Genomic DNA, 23,732 nt, shown 5'->3' with positions numbered 1-23,732 from the left:
GCATGAACAATTTTATATCACTGTATGGGGAAGTCCTGGACTACCCGCAACAGGCAAGCATAGACAAAAAAGGAACAGAGTACTACAAGTTTAACCTTGCGGTACAGAGGGAAAGCGGAATTATTGACATTTTACCCATTGTGGTAGAGGAAGACACGGCAGCATATAACGCCCTGGCAGACATTGACGAAAAAGGGGAAGTAGTAGGCGCGCAGCTTCTTATTACCGGAGAAATCAGAACCAGGAACATTAAGGACAAGCTGGATATTTCCGTAAGGGCGTTTTCTATCCAGGAAGACGACGATTACAAGGGAATCACGAACCAGGTAGTTATTACGGGTTTCCTGTGCAAAGAAGTACCAATTAGAGAGACACCGCGCGGGCTGCTGATTGCAGACCTGTTATTAGCGGTACACAGAGAGGACGGAAGCCAGTTAAGCGATTATATCCCGTCTATCATGTGGAACGGCACAGCCACCAGGGCAACGGAAAAACTGCATGTAGGGGACTGTATCGAAGCCGTAGGGCGCTTACAGAGCCGCGAGTATATAAAAGACTTAGGGGACAGGGGAAAAGAGCCTAGAACGTGCTACGAACTGTCAGTAAACCAGTACGAATTACAGAAGAAAAAAGAAACTGCTTAACGGCAGAATACACACACCCGAAGAAAGCCAAAAAAGACAATAAAACAGCCGCTAGACTATCGGGAAATAATCTAGCGGCTTTGCCGTACATGTTGTACTTACTCACATAAATAAGTATACCAAAATGTACGGCGGAAGTCAACGAAAAAGCTTATTTTTCAAGGGGTTTCCGCCCCTTTTATGGCTTGATAAAAGTATTAACGATAGGGTGGGTTAGTATATGCCGTACATCATAGAGGTAGTGAAGGCTGGAAATACCATAGAGGTATCAAAGTATTATAGCAGCAGATTTAACAAGAAGGGAGTGAAGCGGGGAAAGAGGAAGCAGCTTACAACAGATGAACAGAGAGAAGTAAACAAAAGAGCAGCAGAGAAAAAACTAAGGAGATTGATAAACGAGAACTTCCAGGAAGGGGACACGCATTTAGTATTAGATTATAAGCTTAGTGAACGTCCAGCCGGAAGGAAGGCAATGAGAGCAGACGCGGACGACTTCTTACAGGAAATGCGGAAGCTGTATAAATCCCTGGGGCTGGTATTCAAGTACATACACGTTATGGAAATCGGCAAGAAGGGGGCGCTACATCATCACTTAGTTATAAATACACCAGACGAAGTAAGCCAGCGGGCAATAACAAAAGCCTGGAAAGGCAGAGGGCGGACACACTTTAACCCCCTGGATGATTCCGGGAACTACGCTAAGTTAGCGTCGTATCTGATAAAGCAAAGCGACGGCATGTTAAAAGACCCGAACGCTTTACAGGGGAAACGCTGGAATAGTTCTAAGAACCTAAGAAAACCGACAATCTTAAGAAAAGAACCGATAAAGGACAAAGGCTGGTACAACAAAATAGCCAGGCTGCCTAAGAAGCTGGAAAAATCGTATTACCTGGACGGCGATAGCGTTAGGGAAGGTATACACGAAAAGACAGGCTACACGTTCTTTACTTATACGTTCGTAAGAATCAATCAGACATGGAAGGAAACGGAATTAGAATGGGAAAAACTTTAGGAATCGACAGGGAGACAGCAAGACGCATTAAGAGAATGAGCCGCCAGGAGTTAGACGGGTACTTATCTAGGGTAACAGACCGAAGCTACGACAACGGCTACGAAGAAGGCTTAGTAAATGGTATCGCCTTAGCGGGACAGGCTTTAGATACGGTATTAAAGAAATACGAAGCCGACGGAGCAGTAACAGCCTTAGCAGTGGAAGAAATCACGAAGGCGGTAGGGCAGTACATAGCAGAGACACCAGGGAAGGCAAAGCAGCAGCTTAAGGCAGAGACGGCAGCAGCCGGGGAAGACCAGGGAAAAGCCCATGAATAAGGTGTTACTTATCGCCGTTACGGTGTACCTAGTGGGCTTTTGCGTATGTGCCGTTATATCTGTACCGCTAATCATGTGGGCGGTGCGTAAGAACGACGAAGAAGAAGGGTACTACGAACCAATGGAAACGCCGGAGCTGTTCGGGAAGGCTTCGTTAACGGCATGGATAATTAGTACGGTGTGGTTTTTGGTTCTTCCGCTGTATGTCTTAATGCTGGCAGAGAAAATAACGGGAAAGGATAAGGACAATGAGCAGTACTAACGTAGTGTGTGGTATGAAAACCTGTAGAAATTACAGTGATAACGGCTGCATGAAGAAGGCAATTATATTAAGTGCAAAAGGGAAATGCTTAAGCGTTGAACTGGAAACGGCAGCAGAAGCAGCCGCCAAGGCAGCCCAGGGAGCAGCGGAAAGGGTATTAGAGTATGGAGCGTAGAGAAAGCGAAGCCCAGGCACAAGCCGCCGTTTTCGATTGGGCACGCTGGGAGCAGTCACAGACACCGGTACTTAAGGCTATGTATCATGCAGCCAACGAAGGAAAGAGAAGCGTAAGGGCTGGGGCAGACCTAAAGCGCCAGGGCATGAAGCCAGGGGTAAGCGATATATGCTTACCGTATGCAGCAGGAGGCTATAATAACCTGTATGTCGAATTGAAGGTAGGAAGCAATAAAGCAACAGAAGAACAGCTTATTTTTATTGACACTATTAACAGAATCGGCGGAAGGGCTATTATAGCGTATGGTTCGGACGCAGCTATAGAGGTTATTAAGGCGTATCTGGACGGAGCATTAGAAAGCCTGGATATTAAAAGTGACACATACCCGGCAGAGAAGGCGAAGCTAACAGACCGGGTAAATACAAAGCGGTTTATAGGATTTTGCGGGACGGATTGTAGGGCTTGCGATAATATGGGCTGCTTAGGAAGAAAAGAGTAACAAAAGATAAAGCGCCTACTTCTTTGGTCGAAGGCAAGGAAAAAAGTATATCACGAAGGTAACTGTAAACAATGCAGCAGCGGCAGCATTTGTTAAGACTGCTGCCGCAGAAAGGACGGTTTAGGAATGTTTGATTTTTTAAAAAGAAAAGAAGAATGTACGGAAATAGTGCAGCAACCGGAAGAAAATCTATTACGCGAATATATAAGCGTGGATAGCGTAAAAGCGCATTTAGTAGATATTCTGGAAGAAAACAGAAAATTAAAAGCACAAATTAAAGATATTACAGAACGGGAAAGAGAAACAGAAACGCAAAATAGAAAAAAACGAGAAATAGCAATAATAGAAGCGGACGAATATAAAAAAAGGGAAGCAGAAGCAAAAAAAGAGGTAAGAGAAAAGGAAAGAGAGATAGACAGATTAAACGACCAGATTGAGAAATTGCGAAAAGAAAGAAATACGTTAATCACAGCGGCGGACATGGCAGAAGATAGCTTACGAAAAGAAAAACAAAGAATGAAAGAAAAAGAAGATTGTAGCGCTTGGTTACGAAGTAAATTGGAAGAACATGAAAATTGGGAAAAGGTAACGAAGACAGAACTAATAGGGATTATCAGAACTGCAATAGAGAAATAAGGAAGGGGTAAGCGTATGAGAACAGCAGCAGTAGTTAACTTAAAAGGCGGAGTAGGAAAAAGCACAACAGCTATAAACCTGGCTTTAATTATGGCAACAGTATATAAATACCGGGTTTTGCTGGTGGATAACGATATACAGGCGAACGTAAGTAAGTTCTTCGGGGTACATAGCTATGATTATAAGAGCATGGAAAACGTCTTACGCGATACCGATACAATGGCAGAAGACGTAATACGCAGCAGCGGACGCGTAGGGCTTGACATTATCCCGGCTAATATGAATATGGACGCGGCAGCAGTAGACCTTATGTTAGACCAGGAAGCGAACCAGATTGTAAGATTGAAGGATGTATTAGACCAGGTGGAAGAACAGTACGACTATTGTTTAATTGACTGCCCGCCTGGTGTCGGAATCAATGTACTTAACGCCCTGGCAGCAGCAGACGACGTTATTATACCGATTAAGGCAGATAAGAACGCCTTAGACGGAATGGAAGAACTGACAGAGGTTATAGAGGAAATTAGACCGTATAACCCCGGCTTATCCCTGGTTAAATGCCTGGTTACTATGTTCACGAACGACATAAGCGTAGTGAAGGGCGAAGAAGCCTTACGGAAAAGCGAGTACAGCACCTTTAATACACATATTCGCTACAGTAAGAAGGTTGTAGACTGGACGTATGAGAAGCGAAAGAGCCTTATAGAGACAACACCCAGGAGCGCGGCGACAAGGGACTATAAGAGCCTGGCAGCAGAATATATAAGATTAACAAGAAAGGAAGGGTAAATAATGGGTAGATTAGGAGTAGGCGACAGACTGAACCAGAACAGCCGACAGGGCATTATATTTACAGAGGAATACCGGAAGATAAAGCTAGACCCGCGCACACTGATTCCAAGCGAGCATAATAAGTACGCCCAGGAAGATATAGAGGAACTGGCGGACAATATGTTACTGGTGGGGCAGCTACAGGAAGTTATAGTAGGACGGGTAGCGGGACAGGACAGAATTATAGTAGGGCATAGGAGAACGGCGGCAGCAGTCCTTAATATCGAGCGCGGACACGACAGCTTTAAGCTGATTGACTGCAAAATAAAGGAAATGTCCGAAGCTATGTTTATGCTTACGCTGCATAGCGCGAATATCTTTAGCAGACGCTTAAGCGATTGGGAGTTAACGGAAGGCGTAGCGGAGTTTAAGAAGTATCTGATAACGGCGAAGGAATCCGGGGAAGTACAGATAGAAGGCAAAATGCGCGATTACATAGCAAGCGCTGTAGGCGTATCGACCGGAAAAGCGGCACAAATGGAAAGTATTACTAATAATTTGTGCGAGGAAGGAAAAGAAGCCTTTAAGAATGGAAAAATGAATTTTACCACGGCTTACGAAACTTCCAGGCTGCCAGAGGAAAAGCAGAAGGAAGTAATAGAATCCGGGGAAATGTTGAGCGGCGAAGTTAAGAAAATGGTCGAGGAAGAAAAGAAGAAAAAAGAGCCGACACCAGCAGCCGTAAAGAAATTCTACGAAGCACACGCGAAGCGGTACGACGGGGACAGAAGCAAGCTTAAGGAAGCATGTATAGAACACCTGGGAAGAAGCCACGCGGGCGGAAATAGCGGCGGCGTAGATTATGATTGTAGTATAAGGGGCGTAAGGCTTGACAGGGCAGAGGAAATAACCTGGACGCGTTTTGTGCAGTTGGTTAATGAGTTGTACCCGGTATCGGATAAAGAACCGGAAAAACAAGTAGATATGCAGCAGGATTTAGACGACTACCCGGAAGTAACAGGCGGGCGTAGTATAAAGACCGATACAGCACATTTTAAAATTGGCGGCGTATTGAATCCAGATTATACGCCCAGAGGGCTTCCGTATAGCTGCTATATTACCGCTATCCTTCATTCCGGGGCGTTTAGTAAGGACTTCATAGAATCCTACAAAGGCAGCAGAGGAATTAACGCCCTGTTAAATATCATTGAGAACTACAGAAAGAAGCTTTGCTACGAAGACGGCAAGTATGCACCGGGGAAGACAAGCTTTAGCTTCAAACATGAAGGCGAAGGCTATACGGTGTACTTCGATAATCTGGGCTTCCACCTGGAAAGAGACGATAGGCAGTATACAGACTATCTTAGGGACTATGATTTAATGGAGCTGATGGAAGCTATGCTAGAAGCCGGATATTTTGGAGTAGTGGAAACACTGAAAAACACAATTAAGAAAACGTCTAAAAAGGTGTCAGAATCTGACACTACGAAAGAACCGCAAAGCCAGGAAAAACAAGGGCTTGCGGGTGCAATAAATGAACCGGAAACGGGAGCAGATGAAGACCAGGCGGCAGCAGACGACGAAGCGGTAGACATACCGGAAGCTACAGCAATTCTTACAGCGGATTTATTCAATTTAAGGGAATACATAAGTGAAGACGATTTTTACAATTTACAGGAAATCGTTATTAACTGTGAACTGGCGGCAAGAAAGGGCGGAGAGAATGAAAACAACAGAAGTTAAAAGCTTTGCAGATGTAAACACAAGCGAATTAAAGCAGCCTATTATATGCGTATTCAATCGCCCGGATGATTACCCGGACAAATGCGTAGCCCGGTTATTTGAAGGGACAGCGCCGACGAATATTATTATAACCAGGAATACCGTAGAGGAAATCCGGGAAGATATTACAAAGCACTTCCCGGCTATGCTGCCTTTTGCGAGAAGCAAGGAAGACCATAAAAACGTAGTAGAAAGCTGGATTTAAAAAATGGATATAAAGGATGTCAAGAAAATAGTAGACGATTTACAGAATAAGCCGTTTCTATGCAGCAAAGAAGCGATAGAAACAGATAGCGGATATGTAATAACACATAAAGGGGTAAAAGGAAATGGAGATAAGAAAAGGACAGAAAGTACGGGTAACATGCACAGAAGCCAGGCTTAAGGAAGTGGGCGTTAAGCAGAAGCATATTAAGCATATCCTGGGGAAGATTGGAACGGTTAAAGAAGTTCGGAATATCCCGGATATGGAAATACTGGCGTACTTCGTACACTTCCCCTATGTGAATCTGAAGGCAGCGCCAGGAAACAAAAAACCATATTATGTACTGCTGGAAGATATGATAGAGCCGATAAACCTTACAGTGATAGAAGGAAAGGGGAAGTAATGACAGAAGTACCGAAAGAATGGAAGGGAACGCCGGAAGAATGGAACGCAGTAGTAGAAGCGTTCGGACGCATAGCGAAAGCAATACAGGAAGCGGGAAGGCAGATTGTAAACAGTTTTTCAGAGTTTTATAAAAGAATGGCGGAAGCTATGGGGAGCGAACAGGCAAAGAAACGCCTACGGCAGCAGTCCATAAGAGAAAGAAAGAAACAATTAGAACGAAGCCGGAAGCGGCAGCAGTTGGCAGCAGCAAATACGGACAAGTCTAATAACTGGCGGCGATTGCATGGACTTTGTACCAGAAGAAAGTATAAAAAACATGCAAAAAAGAATTGACTTATAGTACTAAATATGGTACTATAATATCAGAAAGGAGATAAACCAAGTGCCAAGCGTAGAAAAGATAATTGAAAAAATGAAAAGACAGCCGAACGGCATACGCCCCGAAGAAGCTGACAAAGTACTAAGGGCTTACGGCTACGAAGGAGTAAGACAGAAAGGAAGCCACAAACAGTACTTGAACAAAGAGACAGGCGACCTTACCACAATCAAACAGGAAAGCCCATTAAAGAAGGCGTACATAGTAGACATACTTAACAGGATAGGGGAGTAAATCCCCTAACCTGGATATAATATAAAAGAGCAATAGAAAGGAGTAGGACATAATGGAAGTAAAGGATTATATGGAACTGCCGTATACAAGAATCGTAAAGGAAATGAACGACGAAAGCGGGCATTATTTTTACGGGAAAATCTTAGAACTGGACGGCTGCCAGAGTACAGGCGATACGTTGGAAGAATTGTACGAAAATCTTAACGAAGCTATGGAAGGATATTTAGAGGTTAAGTTAGAAAATAACTTACCTATCCCGCTGCCGGAAAGAACAGAGAACTATAGCGGGAAGTTTAATGTACGACTTCCGAAATCATTACACCAGCGGTTAGCAATCCAGGCAGAGGAAGAAGGCGTAAGCCTTAATCAGTTGGTATTATATAAGTTGGCACTGTAACATATATAGGCTATCGGCTACGGCTGGTAGCCTTTTTCCTACCCTAAAACTATTAAAAGTATATGGGTAAATCAAATAAAAGCGGTTGAAACTATAAAAACTTTATGGTAATATTAAGGAACAAACACAAGAAGAATTAGACAGAGGTAACGACCCCTTTGTCTGGTTCTTCTTTTTTGTTTGTCCTAAACCTCCGGCGCTGCATGAAATCCAGGGCAGCGCTAACCGAAAGAAGGGCGGCACATGATAAAGAAGTTATGCAGTTATCCAGGCTGTCACAAGGTAGTAGAAGCCGGGGTTAAGTACTGTGATAAGCACAGGGAAACGGACAGGAAGAAGTACAGAGAATATAAGCAGCGCCGCATGAGGGACGAACAGGAAGCCAGGCGGCAGCAGTTTTATAATAGCAAAGCCTGGGAGCAGTTCAGAGCCGCCCAGGCAGCAGCACAGCTAGGCATAGACATTTACGAATACTATACGACTGGAAGAATTATAGACGCGGAGAACTACCACCACATACAAGAGATAACGGAAGCCTGGGCTAGAAGACTGGACGCGGCGAACGTGATAGGACTAAGCGAAGCGAACCATAGGCGCATACACAAGGAGTATGACCGCAGCTATAAGGCAAAGAAGAAAATGCAAAAGATTTTATACGAAATGTCAGAACAGTTCTATAGGGAGTTCGTTCTGACAGGGGGGATATAAAAATTTAAAAACATAAAATAAAAGTCCCGAGTTCAACTTTGCTTGAAAAAAAACGGCAATTTTTACTATAGGGGGGAGTGCATGAGGTGGAAGCATGGCAAAAGAAGAAAATGAAAAAGAAAAAAATAAGCCTAAACCATGCCCGAAGTGGTTAAATAATACCGCTAAAAAGGAATGGCGCAGAGTAGCCAAGATTTTAGCGGAAGAAGGAAAAGATTTTACAGACAAAGACTTAAAGGCACTGGAAGCCTATTGTATCAATTATGCAAAGTGGCAGCGGTGCGAACAGATTATAGACGAAAAGGGCTACAGTATGCTTGTTGGGGACAACGGCTACGAGCAGCAACGACCAGAAGTAAGCATAGCAAACAAAGCGCAAACAGAATTAAGGGCATGGGCTAAGGAATTGGGGTTAACCCCGGCGGCGCGGCAGCGGATGAAGGAAGCCGGGAACGCTTCGGAGAGCGGCATAGACCCGGAATTAGACGGAATGGTAGCGCATGATTAAAAAGGAACTGCTATTAGCTTCCTGGTTGGAAAAGTTACAAAAGAAGTGGGACAACGAAGAATATTATTACGACGTTGAAGAAGCAACGAAAGTATTTAAGTTCGTGTCGAAGTTGACTAATGACAGGGGCGCAAGCCGACAATTTGAATTACTAGAATTTCAGTTTGAGATTATAACCGAAATTCTTTGTGTAAAGAGAAGAAGCGACGGCAAGCGCAAACATAGAGAAGCACATATAAACATACCGCGAAAAAATGGTAAATCATTCTTAGCGGCAATCATTGTAGTGTATTTGTTCTTCTGTCAGCGGCATATCTTCGGCGCGCTTTTTATTTTAACAGCAAATACGACGAAACAGGCGGGGGAATTATACGCAACTGTAGAACATTTCATAAAGACAAATAAGACCTTAAGGCGGTACTGCAAGATAACGAGCAGTACAAAAACCATTGTACGGAAGGACAACGGTAATAAGCTTATGGTACTGTCTTCTGACGCGGATAATGCGGACAGTTTTAACGACTATGTGGCAGTCCTGGACGAGATACACCAGGCAAAAAACGACGAAATGTACGGAAAGCTTAGAACCGGACAAGGTGCATGGGATGAACCGTTAATAATGACAATTACGACAGCTTCCAGCGGGGAAGACCCAGCAAACCCGGAAATGCAGCTTTACACAATGGCGAAAAAGATAGAAGCCGGAGAGGTAAACGACCCTAGCTTTTATTATCGGATATACGAAGCGGACAAAGACTGTAACGTAGAGGACGAAGCCCAGTGGTATAAATCAAACCCGGCATTAGGAGTATTTAGGAAACTGGAAGACCTGGCGAACTATGCAAAGCGCATTAGGCTAATGCCACTACAGGAAAACATGTTTAGAAGAATGTTCCTAAACCAGCATGTAGCATTAGACCATGAAAAAGGCGCTATCAATATGGATTTATGGGACACATGCACGAAAAAGGTAGATACAGAAGACTTAAAAGGCTGGAAGTGCTGGGGCGGGCTGGATTTATCCAGCAAGAACGATATTACGGGCTTTGTCCTGGTATTCTATGAAGAAACTACGGGGCGCTTTATAGTCGTTCCGTATCTGTACACACCGAAAGAAACCGTAGCATACAGACAGCATAAGGATAATAACCCTTATGAATACTGGATAAAGAAAGGCGATTTAATAGCGCTTGACGGGAAATATATAAACTTCGATAGGTTTTTAGACCATGCTACGGAACTGGACGAAACGTACAGGATAGAACAAATAGGCTTCGACCAGTGGGGAAGCCAGACGATTATTAACAGGCTGGAAGACCGCTGGGAAGTAATACCGTTAGGACAGGGAACGAAGACCATGACACAGGTTATAAATGATTTTGAAAACCTGTTAGTAGATGAAAGAATCATCATAGCAGAAAATGAGTGTTTCCGGTTCATGGCTAAGAACTGTATAGCGGTTTACGACGAAATGTTAGGCGTGAAGTACAGCAAGAAGAAATCGAAATTTAAGATAGACGGCATTATAGCTATGCTTATGGGCTTGTTATTGTGTATCGAAGAAAACGGTATTGAACATTATAACCCGGTTGAATACCTGGACGCTATGTAAAGAAGGTAGAAAATGCTTAAGAGAATAAAACAGATAAAAAATAAAAGGTTAATAGTCGCAGACGCGCTATTAGTGGCAGCCCTGGTTATTGGTTTTGCGGTAACGTATGACATAAGCAAACACGCGGGGTTATATCTACTAAGCGGCGAAATGCTGGTAGCGGCGGTTATGCTGGTTAGGAGTGGTAAGAAGTAATGTTTTTAGATTTTTTGGAAAAGAGGGAAGAAACGACCGATAGCATAACGCTTACGGATGAAGAAAAGCTATTCCTAAAGGTATTCGGGATAGATTCAGAGCAGCCAGCGGCAGCCATGAGGGAAGCAACGTACTTTACTTGCATTAAGCAGTTATCGGAAGCGGTAGCAAAAACGCCGCTTTACCTGGTGCAAGACACAGAAAACGGAATAAGAAGGGCAACAGAAGAAAGACTAAACGAACTGTTAAGCCTTCGCCCTAACCCCTACATGACAGCTATTGACATGTGGAAGGCAGTAGAAGCCACCAGGCAGCATGAAGGTATTAGCGCGATTGCGAAGCAGTACGGAAAAAACGGAGAAATAGAAGCGCTGTACCCGTGTACAGTGGAAGGAATCACGGTAGACGACGCGGGGCTATTAAAATCGAAGCTTAGGCACAAGGTTTTAGTAGATTACAGGATTGTAGGCAGCAGTCTTACAGAATCCGGCTTTTATGAAGACTTGCTTATATTCAAGGGCTTTACAATGGACGGAATCAACACAAAACCGATTAGGGAAATTGTGAAAGGCACGATAGAAGGGCAGATAAAGGCGCAGAATTACCTTAATACGCTGTACGATAACGGGCTTACTAATAAGCTGGTAGTACAGCTTACGTCTGACATTAAGGACGAAAAAGAGTTAAGGAAGACACAAGAGAAATTCGGGCGGCTTTACAGCAAAGGAAAACGTATTTTTACAGTCCCGGCGGGCTTTAGTGTGCAGCCTATCAATTTGTCACTGGCGGACGCGCAGTACGAACAGATTAGAAGAATGTCTATAAGCCAGATAGCGGCGCTTTTTGGTATCAAAATGCACCAGCTTAACGACCTTAAGGACGCTAATAATAATTCCCTGGAACAGCAGCAATTAAGCTTTTTAATTGACACACTGTTAATACTGTTTGAATCCATAGAACAGGAAACTACATGGAGCGCATTAACAAAAGAGAAACGGGACAAGGGCTACAAAGCACGTTTTAATACGAACGTGATTTTGAGGACTTCGGCAGAAACACAGCAGAAAATACTTTGTGCTTATGTTTCTAACGGAATCTACACCCCGAACGAAGCCAGGCTAGAACTACAGCGCCAAAAGCTGCCGGACGGGGACGAACTAATAGTAAATGCCGGAGTTTTGAAGCTAAAAGACATAGGCAAAAAAGAAGAAGGGAGCGGGAGCAATGCCAACGAATAGAGGAACGGAAGGAGAAAGCCCGGAAATTCGTAATTACTGCCGGAAGTGCCAGGGAATCGCCCTGGAAGTAAGAGCGGCAGCAGAGGGAGAAGACAGCCGGACAATCGGCGGATATGCAGTTAAATACAATACCCCTGTTTTGATAGTAGACCGCTGGGGCGACAAATATTTAGAGGAAATCGCGGCGGGCTGCTTCGACGAAAGCTTAAATAGCTGTAAAGAAGCGGGGAAAGAGATAAAAGCCTTATGGAATCACGACACAAGCAGACCGTTAGGAAGCACAAAAACCGATACGTTACGCTTCAATACGGCAGATACTACAGGGTTAGCGTATGATATTGATTTACCTAACAATACCTGGGGAAATGACGTAAAAGAGAGCGTACAGCGCGGGGATGTAGACGGTAGCAGCTTCGGCTTTATCTGCCAGGAAGACAGGTGGAGCAAAGTAGTACATGAAGGCGAAGAAATTTACAAAAGAAGCGTAGTAAAGGCGGCGCTGCTGGAAGTAAGCCCTTGCACCTTCCCGGCTTATGACAGTTCAGAAATTAGCTGTAGAAGCTTTGAGAAGGTAAAAGAAGAAGCGAAAGAAGAAAAGAGATTAGAAAAATTAAAAATGGAAGCCCGGCTTATGCAGCTTAGGGAAGAAAACGAAAAGGAGTTTTAAGAAATGACAGTACAGGAAATCAGAGAGTTAATCGGAAAGAAAACAGAGGAGATTAACGGCTACCTGGAAAGCCGCGACGCGGATAAGGCAGAAGCGGCGTTAGAGGAAAAAAGAAGATTACAGCGCTTGCTTGCTGTAAGAGAAGCAGAAGACGACGAGGAAAAAGAGGAATTAAGAGGACAGAAGCGCAAGAAGGAAGAAAAGCGTACAGCTTCCGCAGTAAGCGAGTTGAGAGTAGCAGTTAAATTTGCGCTTAAGGGAAAAGAAGCACTTACGGACGAGGAAAGAGCAGCCGTAACCATTGACAACAACGCCGCGATTCTGCCGGAGCAGTTCGTTAATGACATCCAGGTATTGCGTGAGGGCTTCCCCAGCCTTAAGGAACATTGCCACATTGTACGCGCTACTTCCAATCATGGAAAAATGCCGTTTGCAAAGATTGGCGGCAAGAAGCTTACTAAGTATAAATCTGGTACTAAGTTGACAGGGGAAGCCGCTAACACACAGGATATTAGCTACAATATCGAGAACTACGGCGCGTTAGTTCCGATTGCCAACGACTTACAGGAAGACGAAGCTGTTAATATCATCCAGGATGTTATTAAGCCGGATTTTGCGGAAGCTGGCGTTAACAGTGAAAACGACGAAATCTTACAGATTGTCGAGGACAACGCTACAGACAAGTCTACAGGCGTGACAGACTGGCGCGGGGTTAAAAAGGTAATCGACGGCGTATTACCGACACTTCGCGCAAAGACTGTAGTTATCACAAACCTTACAGGTTATGTATATTTGCAGTCCCAGGAAGATAAGAACGGTAGAAACCTGGATTTAGTAAAGACCGTAAACGGTAAAGACTACTTCCAGAACCGCCAGCTTATCACTTTGAGCGACGAAGCGGTAACAGCAAGCGCGACCGGAAAGGTAGTATTTTATGTGGTTAACCTGTATGCGCTGGTTAAGTTCTTTGAAAGAAAGGGCTACACAGTGTCTACAGATAAGTCTGTATTCTTTGAATCTGACGAAACAGCACTTAAGGTACAGGAACGCTTTGACTGTGAGAAGTTGGACGACAGGGCAGACTTCAAGGTAGAATTTACCCCGGCTGCCTAATGCGTCCCGGAAGGGGTAGGAAATGGCAGCAGAATTATTAACGCTTGAACAGGCGAAGAACTATTTAAGGGTAAGCTACGACGAAGACGACGAGGAAATAAGCGGGCTTATTTTGACAGCCGAAGCTTATATAGATAGTTGCGTAGGCACTGGGTATAAGGATAAGGCGAACTACGAAAGCGACGAAGAATACGAAAAAGGGCGGAGAATCGCCGCCCTTCTTCTAAAGAAAATCGTAAGCGATATGTACGAAGTGCGTTCTACTACGGTAGGAAGCAACACAAAAACCGATAATATCACAAAAACCATATTAGACAAGCTGGCGAATGTGGGGGCGTGATTATGTATTTAGTAATTCAAAAACGTAAAAAGACAGTAGAAAAAGGAAGACCAGTGGAAACATGGGAAGACTATCATAAGTGCTGGTGTGATGTAAAGAGCCTGTACGGAAAAGAGTTATATAGCGCCCTGGAAGCAAAATTAGAAAACGTAGTGAATTTTGAAACCAGGTTTTGTTTAAAACTGGAAGCCTTAAATACAAAGGAATACCGGGTTAAATGGGGCGAAAGGGTGTTTAACATTATCGCGGCAGACTACGGAAAGTATAACCGTAGGAAAATCGTGATAAAGGCACAGGAAATAGTATGAGTTTTGATATTTCAATGGAGTTTTTAGGACTGAATGAAATGCAGAAGGAAATAGAAAGACTTTCTACGGAATCAGAACTAAAGGCACTAAACAAGAAAATCATAAAACGGGCTGGCGAAATCGGCTTACAGGAAGCGGAAGGACAGATACGGAAGAAAGCATACAGCAGTAACCCTATGAAATCCGGCAGAAAAGGCAGCAGAACCGGACAGCACGCGGCGGACAATGTACCGAAGAAGGGAACGACGCAAAGCGGGAATTACGGCGAACTGGTGGGATGGGACAGGGGCGATACTTCCCCGTTCTTTTATATGAAATTCCATGAATGGGGTACGACCATGCACAAGCCTAAACATTTTATGTTGGACGCAGCAAGACCGACATACCAGGCGCTAAAGGAAATTGCAGAAGAAGAATACGAAAAGACATTAAAGGAAAAGCTGGGGGAATAAGCATGGCACTTTTGAGCGAAGAAGAAAAAGAACAGCTTAATAGAGTTCTGGCGGAATACCCCAACAGTGAAGACCTGGACTTAACCGCATTTATAGCGGAAGTGATAGGGATAACAGGGGTACACACGGAAGAAGGCTGGTATAACCAGAATATAAACGATACACACATAACATTTTACTTTATGAGTGACGAAGATATAGATTTTAGCGAAGATACAAACGAAAACGAAGAATATTACATACAGGTTGATATATGGAGTAAAGAAGACTGCTTTAAGCTGAAAAAGAAGGTTAAGAAGCTGCTGAAAAAGGCGGGCTTTACCTATTTTACCGGAAACGACCAGTACGAAGTAGAAACAGGAATCTACCATAAAGCAGCGCGCTTTTACTTTTCTATGAATGTGGAAGGAGAAAATTAAAACATGGCAACAGTAAAGGAAAATACAGAAACCATTACCAGAAGCCGCCTGGTAGGCTTAAAGGACATTTGCGTAGCAGCAGTCACAACGAACGACGAAGACGTATACGCAGCGGACGTACCCGTAAGACTTGCTAAGGCTATCGCCGCAACGGTAAAAGATACCTTTAGCGTCGAGTATACCTACAGCGACGACGAGGTAGAAGACACCGTAGAGACATACGAAAAAACAGAAATTGAATTAGAGGTAAACAGATTAACGCCGGGAGACTATGCGTTACTGTTTGATACTCTTTATAAATACGGCTTCCTGGCAAAAGCGGAAGGGGATAAGGCAAAAGAAGTAGCGTTAGGCTTCCGGGCAAAACAGGGGAACGGCAAGTATGAATTTAGCTGGTACTATTGCGGAAAAGCGGAACACCCGGACGTTACATACGAAACGGTTAAGGACAAAAAGACAGCCCAAACAATTAAGATTACCTTCACTTTCTACGCCAGAAAGAAAGAAGATACTATAGAGGGAGAAAAAAAGAAGCTTTACGCCCTTATCGTGGACGAAAGTAACTTACTGGAAGAACACACGACGGCAAAAGAAGCTATCGCTGCATGGTTTAGCGAAGTCCAGGAGTATAAGGAAGTACCGAAAGCAGCAAGCGAAACAGGACACTAATAAAATGAGAGGGTGTCAGAATCTGACACCCTTTACAGAAAGGGTTATATTATGAAAATCAGCTTAAACGGTAAGGAATACGAAAGCGGAAAAATCACAAGAGAAAAATATAGGAAATTTGCGGAAGTATACGAAATCCTGTTAGGAAAAGAGAAGGAAGCGCAGACCTTTAGCGACGACGACTTAGATAGCATGATAGAAGCTATTGTACTGGTGTTTGGGAATCAGTTCACTTTTGAGGAAGCAGACGACGGCTTAGACGAAATCAGCAGCATTATTCTTAATTTCTCACTTATCAACGCGGAAATTATGAATAATACCAACATCCAGGCAGAGGAAACCGCAAAGACCTTAAAGACAAATATTATTACCGTAGGCGGTAAAGAGTACGAAAGCGGAAAAATCGGGCGAAAGAAATACCGGGCGTTTAGGGAAGTATACGACGACCTGGTAACACCGGAAAAGCAGACATACACAGACGACGACTTAGACCGCATGGTAAAAGCGATTGTAGAAATCTATGATAATCAGTTTACTTTTGAGGAAGCAAACGCGGAACTTGCGGACGTATCACAGATTATTTTTAACTTTGCGCTTATCAATGCGAACATTATTAAGCGTTTGGCAGAACAGGCGAAAGACGCAAAAAAAAATTTGAGTTCACAAGTTTAATTGATACCTGTATCAAATGCGGCGGGAAACTTAAGCATTTCTACAGTATCACGACATACGCTTACAGGCGGTACATACAGCTTATGGAGTTGATAAGCAAAACCGAAGACGAAAACGACTTATTATACCTGTATTCTGCTGTTATCAGAGTAGTGTTTAATGACAGGATAGAGGAAGAAGAAATAGAACAACTGGACGTAGCAGAAGTTATTAGTACATTTAAGGCGGTAGCCGAAATCGTGGACGCTTCCGTAAATGAAAAAATACGGAACATAAGCGACATTTTGAACGGCAGCCAGCAAGTAGAAGACCAGGGTAGCGCCTTCGACGAATACGACCGGGAAAATGGTTATATCGAGGAACATTCCCAGGAAGAAATATGGGAAACGTACAGAAACGCCCTGGATAATATTTTACAGATATGTATTAAGAATATGCGAAACAGTTATAAGGACTGTTTGGAATCGGACTTAAGCGACCTTTTAGACTACGTTGTATTTCAAGTCGAATATGACAGAGAAACGCAAGCGAAGGAGTAAGTTATATAAATGGCTGGTGCTAGTCTACGAATAGGGGCTAATACAAGCGAGTTTACCAGTCAAATGAAGTCAATGCTTACGCAAATGAAGCTTGTAACCAGCGAATACAAAGTAGAAGCGGCACAGGCGAAGGCGTTAGGCAGCCAGACCGATTTACTTAAGGCTAAACAGACGGAGTTAACGGCTAAGATAAAGCTACAGACGGACGCTATTAAGCTTCAACAGACAAATCTTACGGCACAGAAGCAGAAGCTTACAGAATTACAGGCAACAGAGCAGAAGTTAAAAGAGAAGGTAGCGGAACTTACCGCAGCATACAAGGAAAGCGTTAAGGAGACAGGTAAAGACAGCGAAGAAAGTAAAAAATTAAAGGCACAGCTAGACGAAACGAAAGAAGCACATGCAAAGGCTGAAAACGCAGTTAAGAAACAGGAAGACGCGATAGCAAAAAATACTATTAAAGTCAATGAATCGCGGGTAGCCTTAGCAGACCAACAAACAGAATTAAAACGAACCGAAGAAGAATTAAACAGCACAGGTAAGAAATGGACGGTTTTCGGAAAGGAAATAACAGCAGCCGGAAACAACATGGACGAAACCGGGAAGAAAACGGTAAGCCTGGGCGATATTATAAAAGCTAATTTAATATCCAGCGCTATCATAAATGGCGTTAAAGCCCTGGCTAATGGCTTAAAGACACTTGCGACGGCAGCAGTTGGCGTAGGTTCGGATTTTGAAAGCGGAATGAGCCAGGTAGCGGCTACTATGGGAATCACGACAGAGGAAATAGCAGCCGGAAGCGAAGAATTTGACAAATTGCAGAAAGCGGCGAAGGAAGCGGGAGCAACTACGCAGTTTTCGGCAACACAGGCAGCAGAAGCACTTAACTATATGGCGCTTGCCGGATATGACGCGGACAAGTCCATAGAGACGTTACCGACAGTCCTTAACCTTGCAGCAGCCGGGGGAATGGATTTAGCGACAGCTTCCGATATGGTTACGGATAGCATGAGCGCACTAGGGGACGCAGCCGGGACTACGGAAAGCTTCGTTGACAAAATGGCGAAGACTTCGCAGAAAAGTAATACAAACGTACAGCAGTTAGGCGAAGCGATTCTAACGGTAGGCGGAACTGCTAAGAACCTGGCGGGCGGCGTGGTCGAAATGAATACCGTATTAGGTATTTTCGCAGATAACGGCGTAAAGGGAGCAGAAGGCGGAACAGCGTTACGAAATGTAATTCTAAGCCTTACAGCGCCTACAGATAAAGCTAAAAAGCAAATGGAAGCGCTGGGCTTACAGGTATTCGACGCAAACGGGAACATGCGCCCGTTAAATGAAACCTTTAACGACCTTAACGGAATCCTGGGAACAATGACCCAGGGAGAACAGACAGAAGTACTTAATAGTATCTTCAATAAAGTAGACCTTAAGAGCGTAAACGCTTTGCTGGCAAACAGCGGGGAGCGCTTCGACGAGTTAAGCGGCTATATTTCAGACTGTGACGGTGCAGCGGCAGATATGGCGGCTACAATGAACGACAATTTACAGGGAAAAGTTACGATACTGAAAAGTGGGCTAGAAGGCTTAGGAATCGCAGCTTATGAGAAATTCAAAACACCACTTACGAACGCGGTAGAAAATATAACGGAAGTTATCGGGCAGCTACAGACCGACTTAACGGACGGCAGCTTAAGCGGAGCATTAGAGAAGATAGCTACAGGCTTCGGAAATATGGTAGAAAAAGCAAGCGAAATAGTGGCGGCTGTTCTGCCTACACTTCTGGAAGGGCTGGGCTGGATTGCAGATAACGGCGACGCGATAGTAAGCGTATTAGCCGGAATCGGTGCGGGGTTCGCAGCGTTTAAAGTGGCTTCGCTTATCCAGGGTGTAGTATCAGCGTTCCAGGCGTTCAAACTGGCAAACGAAGGCGCTACTATAGCACAATGGGCTATGAACGCAGCTATGAACGCTAACCCGATTATTTTAATTGTGACGCTGGTAGCCGGGCTTGTGGCTGCTATTGTTACCTTTATTGCTACGAACGAAGACGCAAGGGCAGCTATCGCGAATGTGTGGGGAAAAATAAAAAATGCTATTGAAGTTGTGGTAACGGCAATCGTGAAATTTTTCACCCAGACGCTGCCGGATTCTTTCGCAAAGGTAATCGAATTTCTGGCGAATATTGTAGCAAAAATCGAAGCCGCCTTTAATGGCGTGGTTACATTCCTACAGCAGCTTCCTAGCAAAATCTGGAACGCTATTATAAGTACTGTAGACGCTATACGCGAGTGGGCGTTAGGACTTAGAACGGCAGCAGAAGAAGGAATAACCCAGCTTGTAACAAATGTGGTTACGTTCTTTTCAGAACTGCCTAACAAAATCGCTTATGTTATCGGTTTTTGTCTGGGGTATATTATAAAATTCGGAATTGATTTATACACCTGGGCTACGACGAAAATACCGGAATTTGTAAACAGTGTCGTAATATTCATGCAGCAGTTACCGGACAAAATCTGGAACGCTATTATAAGCGCGGTACAGAAGGTAGCGACCTGGGGCGAGAATATGAAGACCCAGGCGGTAACAAAAACGACCCAGCTTATAGCAAATGTGGTTAGCTTCATGCAGCAGTTACCGGGTAAAATCTGGAACGCTATCATAAGTGCGGTACAGCAAGTAACGACCTGGGGCGAACAAATGAGAAGCCGGGCGGTAACAGCAGCAACAAACTTACTGAATCAGACAATTACTACATTGTCGCAAATGCCGGGTAAGGTCTGGAACGCTATTGTAGGCGCTGTACAGCAAGTCGTAAACTGGGGAACACAGTTAGCGGCAAAAGGAACGGAAGCAGCTAAGGGGCTGTATAACGCTGTGGTAAACGGTGTAAGTAGCTTGCCTGGCAAAATGGCGGAGATAGGAAGTAATATTGTTTCGGGAATATGGAACGGAATAAGCAGCGGTTGGGACTGGCTGACCGGAAAGGTTAAGAGCCTGGCAAAAAGCTTATTAGACGGAGCAAAGGACGCTTTAGGTATTCATTCGCCGTCAAGACTGTTTAGGGATTTAGTAGGTAAGATGATACCGCAAGGTATCGGGGTAGGTATTACGGCAGAAATGCCAACGCTACAGAGTGACTTGAAAGAAGAATTACAGGGCATGACAACAAAGGTAGCGGCAGAGGTTAACCCGGTAACGGCGGTAAAGAATACGGCTAAAATTTCTACTATCGGCGGAGAGGTAAGCACAAAGCAAATTGCAAAGGATAGGGATATTACAGTTATTGTATATACCACAAATACAACGACCTTAGACAAAAAAGTAATTGCTAAGGAAGTGAAGAAAGAAGTAGTTAAGGGAATCACAAAAGACCAGAACGATAAGGATAAGACGAAAGGGGCGGCATAATGCGGGCAACATTCCACATTTTCTATAATGGCGAATCATGCAAGGACGTAGGGTTAAGCGTAATAAGCCGCCCTACTATCCCTGTACCGGAACGGGAGTACGACACTATTAAGGTGGAAGGACGCGACGGGGAGTTACACAGGGATAAGAAGACGTACAAAGATATAGAAATACCGATAAGCTTTAACTTTGTATCGAAGACACCGGACGTATGGGCGCAGGACTTACGAAAAGTAAAAAAGTGGCTGTACAGCGGGAAAGATAACAGGCTGATACTTAGCGACGACCCGGAGTATTACTATAAAGTCAAAAAGGCGGTAATGAGTGATACGGAAAGAACGGCGAAGCGCAAGGGGAAATTTGAAATTGTTTTCACTTGTGAAAGTTATATGTATCGGGTAGACGGACAGGACGAAAAAGAAATAGGGGAATACCTGTATAACCCCTACATGAAATCACAGCCAGTATATAAGATATACGGCAATGGAGAAATAACCTTAGAAGTAAACGGAAACCAGGTAACGGCAGAAGTGACAGAGCAGCTAAACATAGATACGAAGTTAGAAATATGCTACAACGCAGCGAATGAGATTAGCAACGCGGCACTTACCGGGAAGTACGAAGGGCTTTACTTACAGGAAGGGGATAATAATTTTAAATACACAGAGGGCTTTAAGGTGGTGTTAGTCCCTAACTGGCGGGAATTATGATAGAAGTATATAGAAGTACTAATACAAATTACCAGAAGAACGGAGATATAACGCTTACGCCCTTAGAATGTATCTTTGAATGGGGGTTAGACGGAATCTGCCAGATAGAACTAACCCACGAATACGACAACCTGGGGCGCTGGGAATACCTGGTTAATGATAATGTTATAGCAGCACCTACGCCATATTCAGATAAACAGCTATTCAGAATCTACAAAAGAGAAAAGAGCGACGACGAAGTAACAGTATACGCAAGGCATATATACTACGACAACTTAGGAAACTACCTGGTTGATGTACGCCCAACAAACAAAAACGGACAACAGGCGCTTGATATTATATTTAGCGGGACGAAGTTTACACCCCACAGTGATATAACGACAGCGAATACGGCTTATTATGTACGGAAGAACATAGTAGAAGCAATAGCGGGCGACGACGAAAACAGCTTTATAAACCGCTGGGGCGGGGAACGGCTGTACGATAATTACGACGTATATATTATGCGACAGATTGGAAGCGACAAAGGCGTAAGAGCAGAGTTCGGGCATAATCTGGAAGCGATAGAAGAAAGCGTAAGCGACGAAGACGTAGTAACAAGAATTATTCCAGTAGCTTATAACGGGTATGTCCTGGAAGGGGCGAAACCGTGGGTAGACAGCCCCAAAATAGGAAGCTATGCAGAGGTAAAAGGCGCTGTAATAAACTTTGACGATATTAAGCTACAGGAAGATTGTAGCGAAGGGGAAACGGGCTACGCTAATTTAACAGCATTAAGGGCAGCGCTTGTAAAAGCCTGTAACGAGGAATATAAAAAAGGAATCGACGACCCTACGGTTAATTACACAGTTAATATGGTGGAATTGGCAAATACGGTAGAGTATGCGGAGTATAAGCAACTGGAAAGCGTAGAAGTAGGCGATACGATAACCTGTAGACACAAAGGAATAAAGATAGAGGTAAAAGCGCGCTGTATCCGTATCAAATGGAATTGTATAACAAAAGAAAACGAGGAAGTAGAGTTAGGGAACTTCTTAGAAAACTATTTTGATAAGACAAGTAGCAGCATACAGCGGGCGACGGCTTCTATAGAAGGGGCAAATAGCCAGGCTTTAGCAGCGAAGGAAGTAGCGGAAAAGGCGGCGAAAGAAGCAACCAGCGCCAAGACGGCAGCGGAAACAGCCCAGGGGAAAGCAGAAACAGCAGCGGGGACAGCCAGTACGAAGGCACAGGAAGCCCAGGCAGCGGCGGAAGCGGCAAGTAACCAGGTATCTTTAGCGGCAGCCCAGGCGACAGCGGCTAAGGAATACGCGGCGGCAGCAGAAGCGGCAAAGACCGGAAGCGAAAAGGAAAAGACAGCAGCCGGAGAATATGCAGCCCAGGCGGAAAGTAAGGCGAAGGAAGCCCAGGGAGCAGCCGGAGTAGCAACAACACAGGCAACGGCAGCGGGAGAACATGCAGACGCGGCAGCTAAAGAAGCCCAGGCAGCAGCCAACGCCCAGGCGGCAGCAGAAACAGCCAAGGGGAAAGCAGAAACAGCAGCGGGGACAGCCAGCCAGGAAGCCCAGGTAGCTACCGCAGCAAAGACAGCAGCCGCCACAGCCCAGGGAAAGGCAGAGACGGCAGCCAGTACGGCAACAAAACAGGCACAGGCAGCAGCCAGCGCAAAGACGGCAGCAGAAACAGCCCAGGGAAAAGCGGAAGCGGCAGCGGGGACAGCCAGCCAGGAAGCCCAGGCAGCCACCACAGCCCGAACAGCGGCGGAAACAGCCAAGGGGAAAGCAGAAACAGCCAGGGGAGCGGCGGAAACAGCCCAGACAGCGGCGGAGAACGCTAAGGCGGCAGCCGCCACAGCCCAGGGAAAAGCCGAGACGGCAGCTAGTACGGCGGCAAAACAGGCACAGGCAGCAGCCAGCGCAAAGACGGCAGCAGAGACAGCCCAGGGGAAAGCAGAAACAGCCGAAGGTAAAGCTACCACAGCCAGGACGGCAGCGGAAACAGCCCAGGGAAAAGCGGAAGCGGCAGCGGGGACGGCAGCCCAGGAAGCCCAGGCAGCCACCACAGCCCGAACGGCGGCAGAAACAGCCAAGGGAAAAGCCGAGACAGCCAGGGGAGCGGCAGAGAACGCTAAGGCAGCAGCCGCCACAGCCCAAGGAAAAGCAGAGACGGCAGCCGGGACGGCGGCAAAACAGGCACAGGCAGCCACCACAGCCCGAACAGCGGCGGAAACAGCCAAGGGGAAAGCAGAAACAGCAGCGGGGACAGCCAGTACGAAGGCACAGGAAGCCAAGACAGCGGCGGAAACGGCAGCAGCCGGGGGCAAAAATGCACAACACTATTACGAATTAACTAAGGAACTATACGACAATGCAAGCATACAGGCGGGACAAAGTAGCGAAGCCTGGTTAGACTTGTCTTATGTAAATAATTGCTATTTGAGCGAGTAAGGACGGTGC

At 44.9% G+C, this 23,732-nt stretch carries 30 protein-coding genes; all 30 read left to right on the top strand.

The window, feature by feature from the left end:
* Nucleotides 1–2: 2 nt before the first annotated feature.
* The 30 genes from ACESZP_RS01860 to ACESZP_RS01715 all read left to right on the top strand — a co-directional run bounded on the left by ACESZP_RS01860 (nt 3) and on the right by ACESZP_RS01715 (nt 23,723).
* Nucleotides 3–644 (top strand): single-stranded DNA-binding protein, encoded by a 642-nt coding sequence (locus tag ACESZP_RS01860; RefSeq protein WP_154314717.1) that lies wholly within the window; start codon nt 3–5, stop codon nt 642–644.
* A gap of 220 nt (nt 645–864) precedes the next feature.
* Complete coding sequence (locus ACESZP_RS01855) at nt 865–1,656, top strand: rolling circle replication-associated protein (RefSeq protein ID WP_499707859.1); 792 nt, start codon at nt 865–867, stop codon at nt 1,654–1,656.
* A complete protein-coding gene (locus ACESZP_RS01850; protein WP_499707858.1) occupies nt 1,641–1,973 on the top strand; it encodes a hypothetical protein in 333 nt (110 codons plus the stop codon). The genes ACESZP_RS01855 and ACESZP_RS01850 overlap by 16 nt, the downstream gene beginning before the upstream one ends.
* On the top strand, nt 1,966–2,235 hold the full coding sequence (locus ACESZP_RS01845) for a hypothetical protein (RefSeq protein WP_118538813.1): 270 nt from the start codon (nt 1,966–1,968) through the stop codon (nt 2,233–2,235). The genes ACESZP_RS01850 and ACESZP_RS01845 overlap by 8 nt, the downstream gene beginning before the upstream one ends.
* Nucleotides 2,236–2,248: 13 nt before the next feature.
* Nucleotides 2,249–2,410, top strand: a complete 162-nt coding sequence (locus tag ACESZP_RS01840; protein WP_499707856.1) for a hypothetical protein — start codon at nt 2,249–2,251, stop codon at nt 2,408–2,410.
* Nucleotides 2,400–2,909, top strand: a complete 510-nt coding sequence (locus tag ACESZP_RS01835; protein WP_195389818.1) for a VRR-NUC domain-containing protein — start codon at nt 2,400–2,402, stop codon at nt 2,907–2,909. Before ACESZP_RS01840 ends, ACESZP_RS01835 begins: the two co-directional genes overlap by 11 nt.
* 126 nt (nt 2,910–3,035) lie before the next feature.
* Nucleotides 3,036–3,545 carry a hypothetical protein gene (locus ACESZP_RS01830; RefSeq protein WP_499707855.1) on the top strand — a complete coding sequence of 170 codons (510 nt, stop codon included), beginning with the start codon at nt 3,036–3,038 and terminating at the stop codon, nt 3,543–3,545.
* A gap of 15 nt (nt 3,546–3,560) precedes the next feature.
* Nucleotides 3,561–4,334, top strand: coding sequence for a ParA family protein (locus ACESZP_RS01825; protein WP_499707854.1), 774 nt, complete (start codon nt 3,561–3,563; stop codon nt 4,332–4,334).
* A 3-nt stretch (nt 4,335–4,337) separates the two neighbouring features.
* Nucleotides 4,338–6,059, top strand: a complete 1,722-nt coding sequence (locus ACESZP_RS01820; RefSeq protein WP_499707853.1) for a ParB/RepB/Spo0J family partition protein — start codon at nt 4,338–4,340, stop codon at nt 6,057–6,059.
* Complete coding sequence (locus ACESZP_RS01815; protein WP_499707852.1) at nt 6,040–6,303, top strand: hypothetical protein; 264 nt, start codon at nt 6,040–6,042, stop codon at nt 6,301–6,303. The genes ACESZP_RS01820 and ACESZP_RS01815 overlap by 20 nt, the downstream gene beginning before the upstream one ends.
* Before the next feature lie 124 nt (nt 6,304–6,427).
* On the top strand, nt 6,428–6,706 hold the full coding sequence (locus ACESZP_RS01810) for a hypothetical protein (RefSeq protein WP_118702533.1): 279 nt from the start codon (nt 6,428–6,430) through the stop codon (nt 6,704–6,706).
* Complete coding sequence (locus tag ACESZP_RS01805; protein WP_499707851.1) at nt 6,706–7,041, top strand: hypothetical protein; 336 nt, start codon at nt 6,706–6,708, stop codon at nt 7,039–7,041. The genes ACESZP_RS01810 and ACESZP_RS01805 overlap by 1 nt, the downstream gene beginning before the upstream one ends.
* Before the next feature lie 49 nt (nt 7,042–7,090).
* Nucleotides 7,091–7,318 carry a type II toxin-antitoxin system HicA family toxin gene (locus ACESZP_RS01800; RefSeq protein WP_005611816.1) on the top strand — a complete coding sequence of 76 codons (228 nt, stop codon included), beginning with the start codon at nt 7,091–7,093 and terminating at the stop codon, nt 7,316–7,318.
* A gap of 52 nt (nt 7,319–7,370) precedes the next feature.
* Entirely contained in the window at nt 7,371–7,715 is a 345-nt protein-coding gene (locus tag ACESZP_RS01795; RefSeq protein ID WP_118510311.1) for a type II toxin-antitoxin system HicB family antitoxin, read from the top strand.
* A 243-nt stretch (nt 7,716–7,958) separates the two neighbouring features.
* On the top strand, nt 7,959–8,423 hold the full coding sequence (locus tag ACESZP_RS01790) for a DUF8602 domain-containing protein (RefSeq protein ID WP_499707850.1): 465 nt from the start codon (nt 7,959–7,961) through the stop codon (nt 8,421–8,423).
* Nucleotides 8,424–8,517: 94 nt separating this feature from the next.
* Nucleotides 8,518–8,931 (top strand): phage terminase small subunit P27 family, encoded by a 414-nt coding sequence (locus tag ACESZP_RS01785; protein ID WP_118510315.1) that lies wholly within the window; start codon nt 8,518–8,520, stop codon nt 8,929–8,931.
* A complete protein-coding gene (locus tag ACESZP_RS01780; RefSeq protein ID WP_118109492.1) occupies nt 8,924–10,543 on the top strand; it encodes a terminase large subunit in 1,620 nt (539 codons plus the stop codon). The genes ACESZP_RS01785 and ACESZP_RS01780 overlap by 8 nt, the downstream gene beginning before the upstream one ends.
* 194 nt (nt 10,544–10,737) lie before the next feature.
* Complete coding sequence (locus ACESZP_RS01775; protein ID WP_499707848.1) at nt 10,738–11,976, top strand: phage portal protein; 1,239 nt, start codon at nt 10,738–10,740, stop codon at nt 11,974–11,976.
* Entirely contained in the window at nt 11,963–12,643 is a 681-nt protein-coding gene (locus ACESZP_RS01770) for an HK97 family phage prohead protease (protein WP_118510319.1), read from the top strand. Before ACESZP_RS01775 ends, ACESZP_RS01770 begins: the two co-directional genes overlap by 14 nt.
* A 3-nt stretch (nt 12,644–12,646) precedes the next feature.
* Complete coding sequence (locus ACESZP_RS01765) at nt 12,647–13,756, top strand: phage major capsid protein (protein WP_118510321.1); 1,110 nt, start codon at nt 12,647–12,649, stop codon at nt 13,754–13,756.
* Nucleotides 13,757–13,778: 22 nt separating this feature from the next.
* A complete protein-coding gene (locus ACESZP_RS01760; RefSeq protein ID WP_118109501.1) occupies nt 13,779–14,096 on the top strand; it encodes a head-tail connector protein in 318 nt (105 codons plus the stop codon).
* Nucleotides 14,097–14,098: 2 nt separating this feature from the next.
* Nucleotides 14,099–14,404: a phage head closure protein gene (locus ACESZP_RS01755; RefSeq protein WP_118510323.1), complete on the top strand. Its 306-nt coding sequence runs from the start codon at nt 14,099–14,101 to the stop codon at nt 14,402–14,404.
* Nucleotides 14,401–14,856, top strand: coding sequence for an HK97-gp10 family putative phage morphogenesis protein (locus tag ACESZP_RS01750; protein ID WP_118109505.1), 456 nt, complete (start codon nt 14,401–14,403; stop codon nt 14,854–14,856). The genes ACESZP_RS01755 and ACESZP_RS01750 overlap by 4 nt, the downstream gene beginning before the upstream one ends.
* Nucleotides 14,857–14,858: 2 nt before the next feature.
* Nucleotides 14,859–15,275, top strand: coding sequence for a hypothetical protein (locus tag ACESZP_RS01745; protein ID WP_118510325.1), 417 nt, complete (start codon nt 14,859–14,861; stop codon nt 15,273–15,275).
* Nucleotides 15,276–15,278: 3 nt separating this feature from the next.
* Complete coding sequence (locus tag ACESZP_RS01740) at nt 15,279–15,944, top strand: major tail protein (RefSeq protein ID WP_294337477.1); 666 nt, start codon at nt 15,279–15,281, stop codon at nt 15,942–15,944.
* A gap of 51 nt (nt 15,945–15,995) precedes the next feature.
* Nucleotides 15,996–16,616 carry a phage tail assembly chaperone G gene (gene gpG / locus ACESZP_RS01735; protein WP_118109511.1) on the top strand — a complete coding sequence of 207 codons (621 nt, stop codon included), beginning with the start codon at nt 15,996–15,998 and terminating at the stop codon, nt 16,614–16,616.
* 83 nt (nt 16,617–16,699) lie between these two features.
* Complete coding sequence (locus ACESZP_RS01730) at nt 16,700–17,155, top strand: hypothetical protein (RefSeq protein WP_118510331.1); 456 nt, start codon at nt 16,700–16,702, stop codon at nt 17,153–17,155.
* A gap of 84 nt (nt 17,156–17,239) precedes the next feature.
* Complete coding sequence (locus ACESZP_RS01725) at nt 17,240–20,566, top strand: phage tail tape measure protein (protein WP_499707846.1); 3,327 nt, start codon at nt 17,240–17,242, stop codon at nt 20,564–20,566.
* On the top strand, nt 20,566–21,276 hold the full coding sequence (locus ACESZP_RS01720; RefSeq protein WP_154314732.1) for a distal tail protein Dit: 711 nt from the start codon (nt 20,566–20,568) through the stop codon (nt 21,274–21,276). Before ACESZP_RS01725 ends, ACESZP_RS01720 begins: the two co-directional genes overlap by 1 nt.
* Nucleotides 21,273–23,723 carry a phage tail spike protein gene (locus ACESZP_RS01715; RefSeq protein WP_499707845.1) on the top strand — a complete coding sequence of 817 codons (2,451 nt, stop codon included), beginning with the start codon at nt 21,273–21,275 and terminating at the stop codon, nt 23,721–23,723. Before ACESZP_RS01720 ends, ACESZP_RS01715 begins: the two co-directional genes overlap by 4 nt.
* Nucleotides 23,724–23,732: the final 9 nt, after the last annotated feature.

This window comes from Candidatus Dorea massiliensis AP6 (assembly GCF_964245105.1).
Lineage (GTDB): Bacteria > Bacillota > Clostridia > Lachnospirales > Lachnospiraceae > Laedolimicola > Laedolimicola intestinihominis.
This window is presented reverse-complemented; position numbering and strand designations above follow the sequence as displayed.